This window comes from Paracholeplasma manati (assembly GCF_025742995.1).
Classification (GTDB): Bacteria; Bacillota_I; Bacilli_A; order Acholeplasmatales; family UBA5453; genus Paracholeplasma; species Paracholeplasma manati.
The window spans coordinates 35,796-52,263 of the sequence record NZ_JAOVQM010000001.1 but is presented as its reverse complement, the minus strand read 5'-3'; the positions used below and the strand labels follow the sequence as shown (position 1 = coordinate 52,263).

12 protein-coding genes are annotated in these 16,468 nt (G+C 35.0%); all 12 read left to right on the top strand.

Features of this window, described 5'->3' with window-relative positions; translation table 11 throughout:
• Positions 1–84 precede the first annotated feature (84 nt).
• The 12 genes from N7548_RS00220 (at position 85) to N7548_RS00165 (ending at position 16,465) form a co-directional block, all read left to right on the top strand.
• Positions 85–2,115 (top strand): ABC transporter ATP-binding protein/permease, encoded by a 2,031-nt coding sequence (locus N7548_RS00220; protein ID WP_263607363.1) that lies wholly within the window; start codon positions 85–87, stop codon positions 2,113–2,115.
• Between the two features lie 136 nt (positions 2,116–2,251).
• Positions 2,252–3,628 (top strand): MocR-like pyridoxine biosynthesis transcription factor PdxR, encoded by a 1,377-nt coding sequence (pdxR, locus tag N7548_RS00215; protein ID WP_263607362.1) that lies wholly within the window; start codon positions 2,252–2,254, stop codon positions 3,626–3,628.
• Positions 3,629–3,731: 103 nt separating this feature from the next.
• A complete protein-coding gene (locus N7548_RS00210; protein WP_263607361.1) occupies positions 3,732–6,398 on the top strand; it encodes an ABC transporter ATP-binding protein/permease in 2,667 nt (888 codons plus the stop codon).
• 164 nt (positions 6,399–6,562) lie between these two features.
• Positions 6,563–9,277 carry a glycosyl hydrolase gene (locus tag N7548_RS00205; protein ID WP_263607360.1) on the top strand — a complete coding sequence of 905 codons (2,715 nt, stop codon included), beginning with the start codon at positions 6,563–6,565 and terminating at the stop codon, positions 9,275–9,277.
• A 223-nt stretch (positions 9,278–9,500) separates the two neighbouring features.
• Positions 9,501–10,196, top strand: coding sequence for an InlB B-repeat-containing protein (locus N7548_RS00200; RefSeq protein ID WP_263607359.1), 696 nt, complete (start codon positions 9,501–9,503; stop codon positions 10,194–10,196).
• Between the two features lie 22 nt (positions 10,197–10,218).
• Positions 10,219–11,571, top strand: coding sequence for a hypothetical protein (locus N7548_RS00195; RefSeq protein ID WP_263607358.1), 1,353 nt, complete (start codon positions 10,219–10,221; stop codon positions 11,569–11,571).
• A gap of 20 nt (positions 11,572–11,591) precedes the next feature.
• Positions 11,592–12,296, top strand: a complete 705-nt coding sequence (locus N7548_RS00190) for an InlB B-repeat-containing protein (RefSeq protein ID WP_263607357.1) — start codon at positions 11,592–11,594, stop codon at positions 12,294–12,296.
• 126 nt (positions 12,297–12,422) lie between these two features.
• Positions 12,423–12,917 (top strand): hypothetical protein, encoded by a 495-nt coding sequence (locus N7548_RS00185; protein ID WP_263607356.1) that lies wholly within the window; start codon positions 12,423–12,425, stop codon positions 12,915–12,917.
• A gap of 128 nt (positions 12,918–13,045) precedes the next feature.
• Positions 13,046–13,546, top strand: a complete 501-nt coding sequence (locus N7548_RS00180) for a hypothetical protein (protein ID WP_263607355.1) — start codon at positions 13,046–13,048, stop codon at positions 13,544–13,546.
• A gap of 42 nt (positions 13,547–13,588) precedes the next feature.
• Positions 13,589–14,437: a hypothetical protein gene (locus tag N7548_RS00175; RefSeq protein WP_263607354.1), complete on the top strand. Its 849-nt coding sequence runs from the start codon at positions 13,589–13,591 to the stop codon at positions 14,435–14,437.
• A gap of 24 nt (positions 14,438–14,461) precedes the next feature.
• A complete protein-coding gene (locus N7548_RS00170) occupies positions 14,462–15,835 on the top strand; it encodes a nuclease-related domain-containing protein (protein WP_263607353.1) in 1,374 nt (457 codons plus the stop codon).
• A gap of 234 nt (positions 15,836–16,069) precedes the next feature.
• Positions 16,070–16,465 carry a hypothetical protein gene (locus N7548_RS00165; protein WP_263607352.1) on the top strand — a complete coding sequence of 132 codons (396 nt, stop codon included), beginning with the start codon at positions 16,070–16,072 and terminating at the stop codon, positions 16,463–16,465.
• Positions 16,466–16,468 lie beyond the last annotated feature (3 nt).

Below are 16,468 nucleotides of genomic sequence, written 5' to 3'. Positions count from 1 at the left end.
CATTTACATCAGTTTAAATATTTTATATAATGAATATATCCAAGAATGAGTTTATTGACGTAGAAGTTATGATAGGTAATATAAATGATCAATTTCGAGAACGTAACCAAAGTTTATAAAAATCAAAAAACAGCTTTAAGTCATATCCATATGAACTTACCAGACACTGGTATGGTTTTTATTGTTGGCGATAGTGGTAGTGGGAAAACAACATTACTAAATATGCTAGGATTACTAGATATCCCTACCAGTGGTCGAGTCTTATTCAATGACTTGGATATTACAAATCTTAGTAAAAATAATCAGGATGTTTTTCGAAACCAACACATTGGCATCATTTTTCAAGGGCTAAATCTAATAGATGAGCTCAACATACAGGAAAATATCGTATTACCGACGCAACTCCAACAAAAAATTGTTAGTACTGAAGAAATCATAGAACAGTTGAGAAAAGTGAATCTAAATGAGAGTATAACCGATTATCCAAAGTTTCTAAGTGGTGGCGAAAGACAAAGGGTTGCGATTGTAAGGGCACTATTAAAAGAATCTAGTGTAATTATCGCCGACGAACCCACAGGATCATTGGATGAAAAAAATGCCAATAATATCATGGCGTTATTAAAAGATATATCCCAAAACCGATTGGTTGTGATTGTTTCACATCAACTTCAATTGGCTGAAAAATATGGTGATCGAATCATTTATTTGGAAAAAGGAAAAATCATTGAAGATAAAGTTATCCATGAACTACCTATGAAAACAGTCACCAAAAATAATGACATAATCCATAAGTATCACTTGCCTTTTAATGTCAGTTTTAAATTTGCCTATAAGTGGTTTACTTATAAGTTTTCAAGAATGATTTTCGCACTAATGACGTTTTTTCTCACCTTGTCCTCATTCATATTGGCTTTAACAATCTATAACTTTAATGAGATTACAGCCATGCAAAATGGATTTCAAAACGAAAATGTAACTTATGTCATGATTCAAAAAGTGCCCTCACCCGACTTGGTGATGAACGATTTAATGTTTACACTAACAGATAAAAACGAATTGAAATCACTTTTTGATGAAAGTAATATTATTGGCACTTTATATAATGATGGGATTGCTCAAACCATATTGGATAATGGTAGTGATGGTGTGATTCAAGGGTACACCAATGTATCCTTAACTCAAGTCAATGGATTTGGGCTATCATTGGTTGGTAGATTACCCGTCGATCATAGCTTAACCACTGAAGTCGTAATCACCAATTATATTGCATATCAAATGGGTTGGGTAAATGAATCGAACTATCATGATGACACCGTACTACAAAGTATCATCGACTCAAGAACATTGGATATCAATTTTATAGATGGCAATGATTTACACAAATATACCTTTACAATCGTCGGCATCATAGACACGAACTATACACTACCAGATCAAACCATTGAAAATAGTACTTATCAGTTTATGTTTGAAAATGATCTCAAATTTGGTCTGCATACAACGTTATTCTTTGGCAGTGACATGGTAAATTTTATCGCCGATTTAGACCAGAACATTGGAAACTATGGCGCAGATAAAGTAGCCTACCAACTTTTTGTTACCGTCAAAGATGATGGATACAAGAAAGCACTGGATTATCAAACGACTATGGGTGAATCCAATGTATGGGTGAACTCAAAACTCGATTATTCACTGCATATGATTAAAGAATTCAAAAATGTGGTTTTACAAGTATCATTGGTATTGGGCATCGTATTTCTTTTGACCTCACTGATTTCGTTTGTGGGGTTCATACACAATATGGTTGTAAACAAAGAAACCAGTATTCGAATCATGAGATCATTAGGAACCAGATTCAAAGATATGAATTTTATATTTTTGATTCAAGATGCATTTTTAGCCATCTTTACAACGGGATTATCAACCATAACAGCATTAATAGCAGGTCATTTTATCAATCAATCGATTGCGACCAATATTTATGTCATCATACCATTGGTGAATCCAACTGTATGGATTCCGATGGTCATATTAATAATTACATTCTGTTTCGCATATCTTATTACATTTACTGAACTTAAACGAACTTACAGTAAAACAAAAGTGATTGAATAAAAAAATGAGATTTCCAATACAAGTCACAATCAAACAATCGAAAGTTGACTATGTGGAAGTCTTTTTTTGTCTAGGTACAACTGGTATAATAAAATAACTATAAAGCAGTATTTATACCATACCAGATGGAGGGTATATGAAAACCAAATCTCAATCCGTATATGAAGAACTCAAAAGACTCATCTTAGAGGGTAAATACAAACCCAATGAAAAACTACCTTCCAAACGAAAACTTGCCTACGCCACCCAAGTGTCGATTTTTACCATTCAAAATGCTTATGATCAACTCTTGATGGAAGGGTATATCTACACCAAAGAGAAGATAGGTTATTTTGTCAGTGAAGGCATTACCCCCATTCAAACAAAATCTACAACAACCATCGTTAAACCCATCATTCAACCAACCACTATTTATGACTTATCCTTTAAAACCAATGTCGTTGATAATGATTTGTTTCCACTATCCACATGGACAAAACTATCGAGAGAAGTCTTATCCACCAGTATTTATCCTTTGATGAATGTAACCCCCTCAGAAGGTATCTTAGAACTTCGTATGGAAATCGTTAAGTACTTAGAAATCTATCGACACATCCAAGTCATACCAGAACAAATCATCGTAGGTTCTGGTTCTCAACCACTACTCAATTTACTGGTTGAGTTACTAGGTAGAGAACACATATATGCCTTAGAAAACCCTGGGTACCCGAGAATCTATCAAACCCTCAAAGGGTTAGGTGTAGATATCAAACCCATTGCGTTAGACGAATCTGGGGTTGAAGTAGAATCGTTAATCAAATCAAACGCTTCGATTTTACACATCACCCCTGCCCATCAATTCCCAACGGGTATTGTGATGCCAATCCAAAGACGATTGGCATTACTTCAATGGGCTATGGAAAATAATCGTTATATCATTGAAGATGACTACGACAGTGAATTTAGATTTGGTGGAGCTCCAGTATCCACCATGTTTGGATTAACCAAAGAACCCAAAGTCATTTATATGAATTCCTTTACCAAGAGTTTAGGACCCGCATTTAAGATGGGTTATATCGTTTTACCTATAGAATTACTGCCAAGATATCAAGAGATTAAAAGCCATCATAGTAGTACCGTACCGAACTTCGAACAGTATATTTTATACAAATTCATGAAAGAAGGCCATTTTGACCGTCATTTAAATCGAACAAGACTCATTTATCAGAAAAAAATCCAAATCATTCAGTCTGTAATCAAAGCATATCCAATGCTTGAAATGAAGGGAAATGAAGCAGGACTTCATTTCATATTAAAGGTCCATACGAAGATGTCTGAATCCGATTTGGTACAAGCCTTAAGGACACACAAAATCGATATTAAAGGACTACACGAGTTTGATATTGAACCCACAGGTTCTGAATCACCTTATTTAGTGATGGGTTACTCTGGTATACACATGGAAAATATTAAACAACAAATTCAACAACTTTGTGAGTATATTCATCAAATAATCAATAGAAAAATTGAATAAAATGTTACTTATATATAATCTTTATATTTAATGAAAAAAGTTGGACAAAATCATGGTTATTTTACGTCTTATTATAATAGATAATACGTTACAGGAGAGTGCCATGTTAACATTAAAGAATGTGTCAAAATCTTACCATCCCAAAAAAGGCAAAGTCGTTCAGGCCTTAAAAGATGTCTCATTATCTTTTACCGAAACTGGGATGGTCTTTTTATTGGGTAAGTCCGGTAGTGGTAAATCCACACTGATGAACATCATCGGTGGATTAGACAATACCGATCAGGGTGAAGTTATATTTTTAAACAAACAAGTATCCTCATTCAATCAAAGTGAATATGATGCTTATCGAAACACTCAAGTGGGCTTCGTATTTCAAGAGTTTAATTTGATTGAATCTTTTTCAGTGTATCAGAATATCGCTTTATCCAAGAGACTACAAAATCAAGAGGTCACTCGAGAAGAAGTGGTTAATCTTTTGGAAACTTTAGATTTGAAAGATGAAATCGATCGTATGCCTTATGAGCTCAGTGGAGGTCAAAAACAACGCATTTCAATTGGAAGAGCACTCATAAAGAATCCTAAAATCCTATTGGCCGATGAGCCTACTGGTGCGCTCGATTCGGATACCAGTAAACAAATATTTGAATTACTTAAATCGTTATCCAAATCTCGTTTGGTCATCATTGTTTCACACGATCGAGACTTCGCTACAGCCTATGGCGATCGTGTGATCGAGTTATCGGATGGGAAAGTAATAAAAGATTCCAATCCAATAGAACCGATGGAAACCAATCAACACATGGATTTAAAAACACCCCATTTACCTTTAAAAGACGCATTTATGATAGGACTTAGTGCTTTTTTAAAGAAACCAGTAAGAATGGTCATCACGATGTTGATATTGATATTTTCATTCACCTTATATGGATTTTTGGACAGCATTACGAACTATTCGATAGATGATGTAGTAATTAAACAAGCTTACTTGGCTGGGCAAAAAACAATTACAATCAGTAGAACACCTGAAATAGGATTATTTGTTTCTGAAATGCCTTCTAATTTTGGGCAATCTCAATTCGATCAACTTCAGTCAAAATACCCAAACCGTTTTATGAGGCCGGTATACGAGAAAAGATATTTTTTATCCACCGTAAGCAATCCCACACAAGATTCGTCATATTACCCATATAAAACTTCAGGATTAATATATATAGATAATGATTTGTTAGCCAAAACAGGGTATTCAATCATAGGTAGATTACCACAAAATGAATTTGAAGTAGTGATTCCTTTACATTTAGTAGAGACATATCAAAAGGATGGTTATATCATTGATGATGAGATATTCGAGATCAATCAGCCAACAGATTTGTTAGGAAAGCAATTGTTTAATTACACAGATCTGATCATCGTTGGAATTATTGATACCCATTTCAATAAAGAACGGTATCTCCCATACGTTGAATCGAGCGATGGTGAGACTAAGTGGTTGCTTAGAGAAGAACTGGATGCAATCAACGACAATAGTCCACACACGTTTCTTTATGTACATAAGACATATTTGGATCAATTGTTAAATCAAAGTAACTATTTGTCATTTGGAAATTCAAGACTATTTAAGTACGATGAACCAAATAAAGACTTAGAAGAAACATATCAATCCAATGATACATTTATGATTGATTTTAAAATAATCAAAACAGATTCAATACCGAATGATGTTATTTTTAAACCTGGGGTTGATATGGATGGTTTAACAGAAAACCAAATAATCATTGGTATAGACACTTTGGATTTTTGGCTTATGGCGAAACCGTTCCCAGACTTTTACCCACTATATGAGGTGCTATTTGAAGAACTTGTTCAAAATTACGCGAACGAAAACTACGAAACATATAAGGATGATCTTGCATCATTAGATCAAATTTACACCAAAGCAGAGTTTGTACTAGCCTTAAGAGATTTTAACTACTTTAATGCCCTTGAATCAAGTCCATCTTACGCACTAGAACATAATGCAATGAATCAGGCATCCATAACAGTCATCTTAAATGATTCGAGAACCACCACCATGGCAACTTCTTTTCAATACGGATTAAGAGGTAGTCGCATAAGTGTATTTGATATCGAAATTGTTGGATTTTACCAAGGCGCATTTTCACTAGTTAATCAATCATTTTATGAACAGATTCAACAACAAACTGGTGCTTATCCATACCGTTCAGTGTTGGTTAATTTAACAGGCAATATGAATAACGACATTGCGTTTTTACATAGCGTTAGAAAATTAGGCGTTAGTTATGAAGTGACAAATGAGATTGAGTATATGATGTCATATAATGATAATTCGATGGTTTTTATGCAGAGCATGATTATTTGGGTTTCACTTGTTATTGCAATATTCGCTTCAATCTTATTCCATAATTTCATTCATATCAGCATTTCAAATAAGAAAAAAGACATTGGTATTCTTAGAGCACTTGGTTCAAGAAAAGTAGATATTTTCAGGATATTTTTGAGTGAAGTTCTATTCATGTCGTTAATCATAACCATCTTGTCATTGATTTTTACGACGATTTCTATTCACTACTTAAATGATTTTGTCCTTGACTACTTAAATTTAGACATAGATTTATTTTGGGTTGAGTTAAAACAAGTTGTATCTATACTAACCTTGACAATACTTGTATCAACCCTTTCTTCATGGTTACCTATTCACCGATATTCCAAACAAAAACCGGTCGATGTGATCAAAATCATCGAATCCTAAACATGAAATCACCCAAACATCTCTCCCTGTTTGGGTGTTTTTTTCTATATAGTAGGCTCGTTTTCTAGATAATTTGCCCGTTTAGAAATCTTTTAAAAGGAAACAAAACGGCAACAACTTTCCTATGATATACTGAGGTATACAGTAAATTATGGAGGTTTTTCATGTTCAAAAAGAGATGGCTCATGGTTTTAATCCTTACATTGATTCTACTTTCAGGGTGTAAACCCAAATCCAATATACCAGAGGATGAGGATGAAGTCTTACCAAAGTCAATCGAATCGATTGAAGGCTTAGAGGATATCACGATTACTCAAAACCAATATTTCCACCCACTTCAAGGGGTAGAAGTACTCAATGAAAAAGACGAAAACATTTCATATCTGTTTGAAGTCACCGGCCATGTCAACTATGGTAAGCTTGGTGAACAAACCTTGTCTTATAAGCTTAATTATGGCGATGAATCGATCGATAAAACCCGTAAAGTCACTGTGGTTGCGGGAACCATTACCAGACCTACGATCACACGAAATCAAGTTTCTCAACCACAAGTGAATTTAGAAGCGGGTTCATACCGTGTCGGTACGGCATCCGATTTAACCCATCCTATTAACCCACAATTCATTAACCCAGAACTATTAAACCAAGCTGTACCTTCTAATGGTTGGTGGACATCTTTACTCGTTCAAAACTATGGCGGCAGTAATGGGATTTATACGAACCCACTCAGAAGTTCTTTCTCCAATCTAGGGGCTGAAGTAACAAACCCAGGGGCTGGTTTTGTTCAATATTGGAATCCTGATGGTTTTAATACCATGGCGAATTTCTCTCTAGTATTACCAGATATGTATTTAAAGACATCCACACTCAATGAAGGGTATCAAACCCATGTGGTCGATTACTCACAAAGTTCAGTCAGTGTCGCGATGCGCAATGTCTCACAACCTCAAGACCACATGGTACTCACCTACAACCAAGGGTCACCATATATCTTCGCAGAAGTGATGAATAACAGTAACCCATACATCAATGTGGTGCCAGCCGGCGCTTCAGGGATTGAATTTTATAACATCGATGGTCAAGCCGTGACAGGCACCCACAATGGGGACGCTTTAATTGTAAAATATGTTCAAAAACACATTGGCTATCAAACCAGTCGTCCAGCCCAAGTAGGACAACCCATCTTTGGTGATCGTTTCTTCTTAATCTCAACCACCGAAGGCAGTAGTTTTTCAATCAATAACAACCGTATCAGTATGAATCTATCGGATAACTATTTTACAGTCGCTGCGATTCAAAGTCTATCGGAAGCACAGTTTTATCATGAACACGCGTTTGTTAAAACCATTAAAGGCGAAGTGACCTATGAAGTAAATCACAAAACCTCCATCGTTGAAACTACGTATCATAACGCTATTCAGTATCTAAAAGACGATACCGATACTTCGGTACAATTCTTATTACCACACCATTACTTAAACAGTGATGTTGAATTACTCGATTATGAGTTTGAAACCGTGAGAGGACACCTCAAACTGATGGCAGGTAATACCTTTAAAACACAATTATCCTTTTATGGCTTATTACCAGCCATGACCACACCAACCAATGGTGAATTTAGTAAAGACACCATGAACGATTATTTGGCCGATTTAAGCCTTCGTACCAGAACCAATGATACGGAGAACTTCTTAAATGATGAAGGGCCTTATTGGAACAGTAAAGCCATCTATCCACTCGCTCAAGGGATCATCATCGCTGATCAAATCGGTAACGATTCGATGAAAGATGATTTGATTTTGAGATTACGATATGTCTTATCCGATTGGTACACCTATTCTGGTTCAGCCGACAAACGCTACTTAAACTACAACGAACGTTGGGGTAGTGTGTATTATTCAAACAATGATTTCAATACCGCGAGCGAATTATCAGACCACGCGTTCACGCATGGCTATCTGATTTACGCGTCTGCGGTATTAGCGATGTATGATAAATCCTTCACCACCGATTTTGGTGGCGTGGTAGATACGTTACTAGCCGATTATATGACCCCTGTTAAAGGTGATTATAATTATGCTTATTTGAGATCCTTTGACGCATGGGCAGGTCATACCTGGGCACATGGTTTCGGGACCTTCGCAGAAGGGAACAACATCGAATCCTCAAGTGAAGCGATTCAGTCATGGGTTGGTGGTTATCTATGGGCTTTACAAAAAGGCGACAAACAGTTAAGAGACGCTGCAATCTACGGTTTTGTGCATGAGTTATCGAGTGCGAAGACCTATATGTTTGATTATGAAGGGGTTGTCTTTAAAGATAACTATAAACAATACGCTGCTGTGGCAGGGATGATTTGGGGCGGTAAATACGATTACGCCACATGGTTTGGTGCGAACCCTACGTTTATCTATGGCATCCAGTGGTTACCAAATGGTGAATACATATCAAACTACGCAGTTACCCCAGAAGAAAAGACCAAGCTCGCTGCCATCTATCAAACGTATTTAACCGCTAAAAACAACACCTTAGATACGTGGTTCGCCAATATGTGGAGTATTCAAGCGTTAATCAATCCATCACTCGCTATTTCACAATTTGACGCCAATAAGATTTTAAATGATGATTACCCTAGTGATTTATCTCAAACCTATTACTTACTCCATGGTTTACAAACCTATGGTAGTAGAAGTAGTGATTACATCATGGAAATCCACAAGCATGTATCCTCATCGGTCTATGCTAAAGATGGTAGTGTGTATGCGTTGGTTTGGAACCCATCGGATAGTACACAAACGATCACTTTCCATGGACCAAACGATTCAACCATCACCAAAACGGTGAAAGCGAATACCTTTGTTTCAATCAAACTGAAGTAATAATAGACCCACAAGCGATGAACTTGTGGGTCTTTTTCTCGTGATAAAGCCATTCTTTGTATTCGTTTAGAGTTACCTATAACTTTGTCATTGGATAGGTGATATAATTGAAAAATTTTTCAGTAATAAAAAATCAAAAAATAATCTATTCAAATAAAACAATAATGATATAATGAATGTGTCAATATTTCGATTATTTCAAGGTTGGATGGGTGGGTTAGCGATGAAGAAAAAGATGATATTGGTAATGTTTATCTTAATGATGACCCTTACCGGTTGTATACGCCATGATTCAAGAGATAAAAGAGCCTATGCGGTTCATATCATTTATAACAATGAGTTGTTTTCTAATCCAAGGTACGTCACTGAAGGCAACACCTTAGGCGATACATTAGGTATCCCTAGAAAAAATCATCATGTGTTCTTGTATTGGGAAACCATGGATGGACAACGCTTTTATCCAGAAGACACCATTCATGACAACTACTTTTTCTACGAAGTTTTTGAACCAATTCAGTATTCGATGGTTTTCGAAACCAATGGGGGAGAACCCATCAAGCCGAAATTAATCAATGAGGGTACAGCCTATTTTCCACCGACCCCAATCAGACCAGATTATGATTTCATCGGTTGGTTTGTTGACCCTGAGTGCACCACCCGTTATTTTGAATATGACGCTGTTCAAGCTGATATCACATTGTACGCAAAATGGACATTGACCAGTTATACCGTATATTATCAACTATCTGAAAGTCAATGGTTCAGGTTCACCGCTTATCCTGGGGATGATTTTCCAACCATCAGTATGAGCAAGTATGACGATTTTGATTATTGGTATGAAACCAATCCGATGGTACCATTCGTGTTCCCTAGTGATATGCCTAAAAGAAACATCACGCTGTATGCGAAATATAAATAAGTCTTAGAAAGAAGGTCGTATTATGAAATTATTAAAATGGGTTTTTGTGATCTTATTTGGATTGAGTTTGGTGGGTTGTGTTTCTAAACAACCAACGGAAGAAACACCAGAAGAAATCACATATAAGTATACCTATGATTTAACGCTAGAAAACTATTCAAAATACATCACTTTTAGACACCATCATTTAGATAGGGTAGATGCAGATAAACAACTCGAAGTCTTCTTTGAAACCAAATACCCAAATGGCATCATGGTCGATGTTGAAGCGACAGTCCTTTTACAGACTGAAGTGACCGTTTTAGGCACCACCTATCATTCTGATGAATTCCCCATTTCATTTACCAATTTGGCTCAAGCCTCTGAAGTTCTCACTTATTCAGGGCTAAAGACGTTTCTCTTAGTCGCGGTTACTGAGATATCTGGTAAAGTCATGACCAATGACGTAACCGTCGCGTTAGCAGAACAAGCGAGTTTAACCGCGAAACAAAGTTTAGATACCATGTTAGAAAAATACAATCAACCGTACAACACCTTATTCACTGAATCGTATATTCACATCACTGAAGGTGGGATTACCACCACCAGTTTTGTTAAAAACACGTTCCGTGCTGAACCGTATTATAACGAATCCATCTATAGCGATTTATCCGGTACGCTCATGATGGAAAACAGTGATGGAGACATCGATGTTTTCACATTGAGTCAGTATCAAACCAATCAATACATTCAAAAACAAATCGTGATTGCGAAAGAAGACATTGAGCAAGTCGTTGATAGTACACTCTATGAACTCGATGACTCATGGGAATACAGCATAGAGAATGGTGACTTTGTCGTTAGAGGACCTAGCGATGAATTGTTTGAAGCTTTATTTATGGATGAAGAAACCTTACATGCGTGGCAAAACACAGTTCGTAATGAAGATATAGAAATCACATTCGCAGACCTACATACGAGACTGCTCGTATCAGTCAGTCTTTGGGTGGGTTTAAGACGGATTCAGATTGAAACCTATTATACATTTAATGTGTTTAATCCAATCAATCTAGAAACCTATCATGTTTTACCAGTTCCAAACCCTGTTTTAGCAGATGAGTCCATTCTACTTAATGAGACTTATTACGGGTATATTCCACCTGAAGCACAGTATTATTATCGTTTGGATGTCGATGGTGGTTTTTATCAGATAGACTTGAGTGCAACTGCATTGTTTCAAGTATATGACTCTATGGGGAATTTGGTTGAACCTATACCGAATATGAGTCATATTACCTATGAAATAACCCTAGGCACTTACTATGTCATGGTTTATAGTGAACGTAGTTATCTCGTGAACTATCAGTTTAAATGTACTGAAGTGAATTTATCATAAATATTAGGAGACGAATTCATATGAAAAAAATAATACTCATCCTTTTATTATTACTCCTAACAGGGTGTTCCAAACAACCAAGTGAAACAACTGAAACCATTCATATCCATTTCACCAATGACTTCTACGCATTTACACCTATGACTGTGGATGTGATGCCTGGGGAATCATTAGAATCACATTATTATGAACCAAAATTGCCTGGATATGAATTTGTAGGATGGAAAACGCTTGGTGGTCCTGTACTCAATGAGGAAACCATTCTCAATGAAACCACCTGGTTATTTCCGGTATTTGAAGAAAAGTCTTTTGAGATTCAGTTTGTTACAAATGGAGACACTACCATAGAACCAGTAAGCATTTTACATACTGAATCACTCATTTTACCGGATTATACCCCTGAAAAAGAAGGCTATGATTTTGTGGGTTGGTATTTTGATGTAGAATTGACTCAAAACGCTGATCAAGTCACCCTGTTAACGAGGGATATTACTTTATATGGTTATTGGACACCTAAAATGTACAAACTAACATTTTATATATCAGAATCCGCTCAAATCACGGTCGATTTCAAGGCAGGAGATACAGTCATTCCTTATGAGCCCCTGTATCCTCTAGACTTCATCGGATGGGTCGAAGCAGATTCAGATACCTTATTTGATTTTAGCAGCATGCCACAAAGAGATGTGGTTGTCTATATGAAAACAGATTCCAATTCAAACTAATTAAACATACCCAAATAGGTCAGTGAGAAAAATCACTGACCTATTTTTATAAATTAAATGTTTAAAATGTAAGATTTATTGATAAAATAAGAATAATGAATCGATTCATATTAAAGAGGTAAACACATGACAAATAAAGTTCAAAGCAGTGGTGTATTAGACATCATTCAAGAGAAGTTCCAAAACGATTCAATCGTTTTGGTTGTTACAGCAAAAGACAATGTCCCTACAGTGAGATCTGTCGATAGCTTTTATTATCAAGGTTCATTTTGGATTGTTACCGATCTGAATTGTAACTATGTTAAAGAAATCCAAAGCAATCCTTATGTGATGATATCCGATGGTGGACACAACCGCTTTTGGTGTAAAGCTTATGTTACAGGACACCCATTGGATGTAGTCAATAAAGACATTAGAGAAGTATTCTTAAAAGTCTTTCATCATTGGTATAAAGAAGTCAATAATGAAGATATCCAAAGCGTTTGTTACATTAAGGCAACCCCTTATAAAGGTTATGTTCATAAGGATAAGATTGGCTATTCTTTTAATTTGGATGAAGATGTTGTTACCATTGCAGATATCAAGCATCACATCGATGTGAAGCTTGAACCCTTTTGGTAATCAACTACAACCATGTTTATATTTCTAAACAATAGACTATCTTAACGTTTATAAACCTAAACAAATGGATAGGTTATACTTACTTGGACAGATTTAGAGTATTATGATTTGAATTGGAAGGTGATACCATGATTAAAAAATTATCATTATTGTGTATCGTGATTTGTTTGACTTCGCTGGTTACTAGTTGTAAAAGGTGGCACACCAAGGAGATTGTCGAAGGCATCTATGAAACACGAGAGATAATTACTAATGGGGATTTTATCCTTTGCAAAGTAAAAGTTCAGTTCATCGAACTATCTAAGGATAACTATGATGTTTCTAAAGGTATTGATGTATTGGATGACTTAGCTTCCCCAAGAGATAACCATAAGTATTATCAAGTCAAATTATCCATTCAAAAAAACGATGAGGACGAAGTATATTATCCACTCCTCTTTTTAGGTGGAAATGCTATAGGAGGTAATCCTAATGAATACAGATTTACGTTTGAATATGTTTTTGATGAGGTAGTATATACTGTAAACTTATTATTGAAAGTAATTAATTTGCCATCCAGTATTTCCTTACGCATGGACAGTTTAGGTCCATATGACATTGATTGGTTTAGAATGTGGGAAGTTAAATAAAATAAACACGAGATTGAACCTAGGTTACATAAGGAGTTGACTATGAAGAATTTTTCATCTATTTTATTATTAATTGTATTATCACCTTTATTAGCGGTAATCTTGCTGATATGGTTAATGGGGTATTTGGTTGTTTCACCTTTTGAACGATATCGATATAAGAGAAGTCCTTTTTATCAACAAACAAAACTGAATTACTTCCTATTGGCTATGACCAATGAAGTATTGAGAACCTATCATACAGCATTAAGATTAGGACTGCCGATTGAAGTATGCAAATCAGAACAAGACTACGTGTACTTAAAAGATAATCAAGGGATGGTTTATATCTTTCCAGATACGACAACCCTCATTTATAAGAAAAATCAACTATTCATTAGAACCGCTAAGAAAACATTGATACCTTTTGAAACAGGGATTGAAGATGAATTGAAGTCCTATAGTATCACAGACATAAAAGAAGTGACTTTATTGATCCATAAAGATAGCATCTCTGATAAGGAAGCATTCCATGCTACTTATCAGTCGATGTTTAAATACCATATTTATAGTACTACCAAAGACATCATCCAATTCATATCGAAAGATCAAACCATGGATGTAGTAGAACTACGTATGGCATTACCGAATAAGCTCTTTTTATTCTATTTCGCTTTCTTAGAGTTATTGATGATAATTTCAGCGGTTTATTTTTTAAATAATCCAATATCAAGGTTCAGTGTGGAAGATAGTATCATCATATCATTATTGGCTACTCCAATTATGCTCATTCATATATTATCTTCGGGTGTATTTAAAAGGATTAAAATGAAGTATCCTAAATTCATAGACACTCAATGGGATTTTCTCTTTGGAGCGATGCTTGTTATCCTGTTTTTTGCTTGGCTGTAAACATAGATTAATCAGGTGGTTATCATGAATATACTAGAAAGCATCAAGATAGCTTCATGTAAATATAGTCTTAAACGATTGAATAAGAAGATTAACCAAAAACATGTCCTATTATCTAATCCAACCTTAGATAAAACAAATCAGAAGGTTCGATACATCACATTGAATGTGGATAAAGGATCTAAGAATGCGAGTTATATCGAAAACATTCATAAGCTACATTCTAATATTTTAAGTAACAATGAATATGTTATGGGATTAATTGAACGAACAAAACTATACCTAGCGGATATTCATGATCATAAGCTAAACCCTAGGAGCTTGGATTTCGCAGATCAAATCAAATCCTATGAAGATTTAATTTTCGCAATTAAAGATAAAAAGACGAGAATGGTCAGTTTAAAGTCTGCTATTCAACAATATGATCAAGATAATTACATTTACCGAGAATGGCGAATAGATTATGATTTATTCGAATCAATCAAGGCAGCAGATGAGCTAAGAAAAGCTTTTATCGATAAACACGTTGGATTGAAAACCAAACCACGATTGATGCCATATAAAGATATAGCACTTCAAATTAAGAAAAGACAAAAAGGATTTCAATTCGATATATCACCATATACAAGCGTTTTAGAGTTTTATATAAATATAGACAAACATATTTCTAGCCACAACCAAAAGTTCTTATATGATCATATCAAAGGTTACTATGAGGCTAATAAGAAGAGTAAGTTCTCATTAACCGACTATTTTGAAGTTCTGTTGAGCTTAGAAGATATATCAAAAAAAGACATCGAAGACTATTTTGATCACCTTCAAACCAATGCTACCAATGATTTTGAATCCTTAATTGAAACAGGTCTCAGAAGAAGATTTCAAACCTGTAAAATCATCCGAAGTTTATACTTAGAAACAAATAATAAGTCTTTACCCACGACTGAAATCGATATGATATTGTTTTATAAAGGACACATATTCGTTATTGAATGTAAAGATTACCAAGGTACCATATTCGGTTCATATACAAAAGACCCTTGGTTACAAGTCATTAAAAGTAGTTATCGATATAAACCAGGCGGTAAATTGTATACCCAATCCAATTCATACGATGTCATCAATCCTGTTAAACAGAATGAAATGCACATTTCAATCCTCAACAAGTATGTAAAATTTGATTATCGGAATATAGTTTTATTCTCAGATGAATCAGAACTCAAAGTGTCTTGTAAAGAAGTACAACATAAACACGTGTTTTATGAGATGTTAAAAACCATCAATATCAAAGAAATCAATACCGATGACATATATTATCAATTGTTGTTAGAGAACAAAGGATTGAGCAATAAAGTCAAAAGAGATCACATCGCTGCGATTCAAACCAAATATGTCAACTGATGCTTTTAAATCAACAAAGAACTTCCAAACGGAAGTTTTTTCGTTTTAAAAGGTATATAATATACATAAAGTATGAACAAAAAAGACATATAAAGATTTAAAAATGGCTCTTAATATGAACTTTAAAATATTTTTACACACCTCTAATAATCATAAAATCAATATGCGATAATGAAGATGTAAGGGATGGCCATCCATTATAAAGATTACCAATTACGTCAAGAGGTGAACAAAATGACATTATCGAATCTAGATCAATACATTCAGACTTACATCCACAAACTTCAATTGAGTAAAGCCATTTCAGGCATTCAAAACATTGAGTATAGTGTGAAAAGATCAACCAGATCCCAATCCCTATACATCTACTTGATGATGAGCTTATATGGAAAGACCCATACAAAGATCATTCGAATCAGTGACCATTACAATGCGTTAATACATTCTGAATCAAAAAACTTTGAAGACATCTTGATTAAACCAAACGAAGATTTAAATCATGAATCCAAAAGATACATCGAAAAAGTCATTCAAAAGAAAATCAAAGAATTACTGAGAAAAACGACATTGGGTGCCATGTATCACTACATGGACAAAGTCAAACAACAAAATAGTTATTCACTAAATTAAAGG

What these genes read in the sequence shown, in the direction of transcription:
- N7548_RS00220 (WP_263607363.1), top strand. Translation starts at nt 85, where the DNA reads ATGATCAATTTCGAGAACGTAACCAAAGTTTATAAAAATCAAAAAACA.
- pdxR (WP_263607362.1), top strand. Translation starts at nt 2,252, where the DNA reads ATGAAAACCAAATCTCAATCCGTATATGAAGAACTCAAAAGACTCATC.
- N7548_RS00210 (WP_263607361.1), top strand. Translation starts at nt 3,732, where the DNA reads ATGTTAACATTAAAGAATGTGTCAAAATCTTACCATCCCAAAAAAGGC.
- N7548_RS00205 (WP_263607360.1), top strand. Translation starts at nt 6,563, where the DNA reads ATGTTCAAAAAGAGATGGCTCATGGTTTTAATCCTTACATTGATTCTA.
- N7548_RS00200 (WP_263607359.1), top strand. Translation starts at nt 9,501, where the DNA reads ATGAAGAAAAAGATGATATTGGTAATGTTTATCTTAATGATGACCCTT.
- N7548_RS00195 (WP_263607358.1), top strand. Translation starts at nt 10,219, where the DNA reads ATGAAATTATTAAAATGGGTTTTTGTGATCTTATTTGGATTGAGTTTG.
- N7548_RS00190 (WP_263607357.1), top strand. Translation starts at nt 11,592, where the DNA reads ATGAAAAAAATAATACTCATCCTTTTATTATTACTCCTAACAGGGTGT.
- N7548_RS00185 (WP_263607356.1), top strand. Translation starts at nt 12,423, where the DNA reads ATGACAAATAAAGTTCAAAGCAGTGGTGTATTAGACATCATTCAAGAG.
- N7548_RS00180 (WP_263607355.1), top strand. Translation starts at nt 13,046, where the DNA reads ATGATTAAAAAATTATCATTATTGTGTATCGTGATTTGTTTGACTTCG.
- N7548_RS00175 (WP_263607354.1), top strand. Translation starts at nt 13,589, where the DNA reads ATGAAGAATTTTTCATCTATTTTATTATTAATTGTATTATCACCTTTA.
- N7548_RS00170 (WP_263607353.1), top strand. Translation starts at nt 14,462, where the DNA reads ATGAATATACTAGAAAGCATCAAGATAGCTTCATGTAAATATAGTCTT.
- N7548_RS00165 (WP_263607352.1), top strand. Translation starts at nt 16,070, where the DNA reads ATGACATTATCGAATCTAGATCAATACATTCAGACTTACATCCACAAA.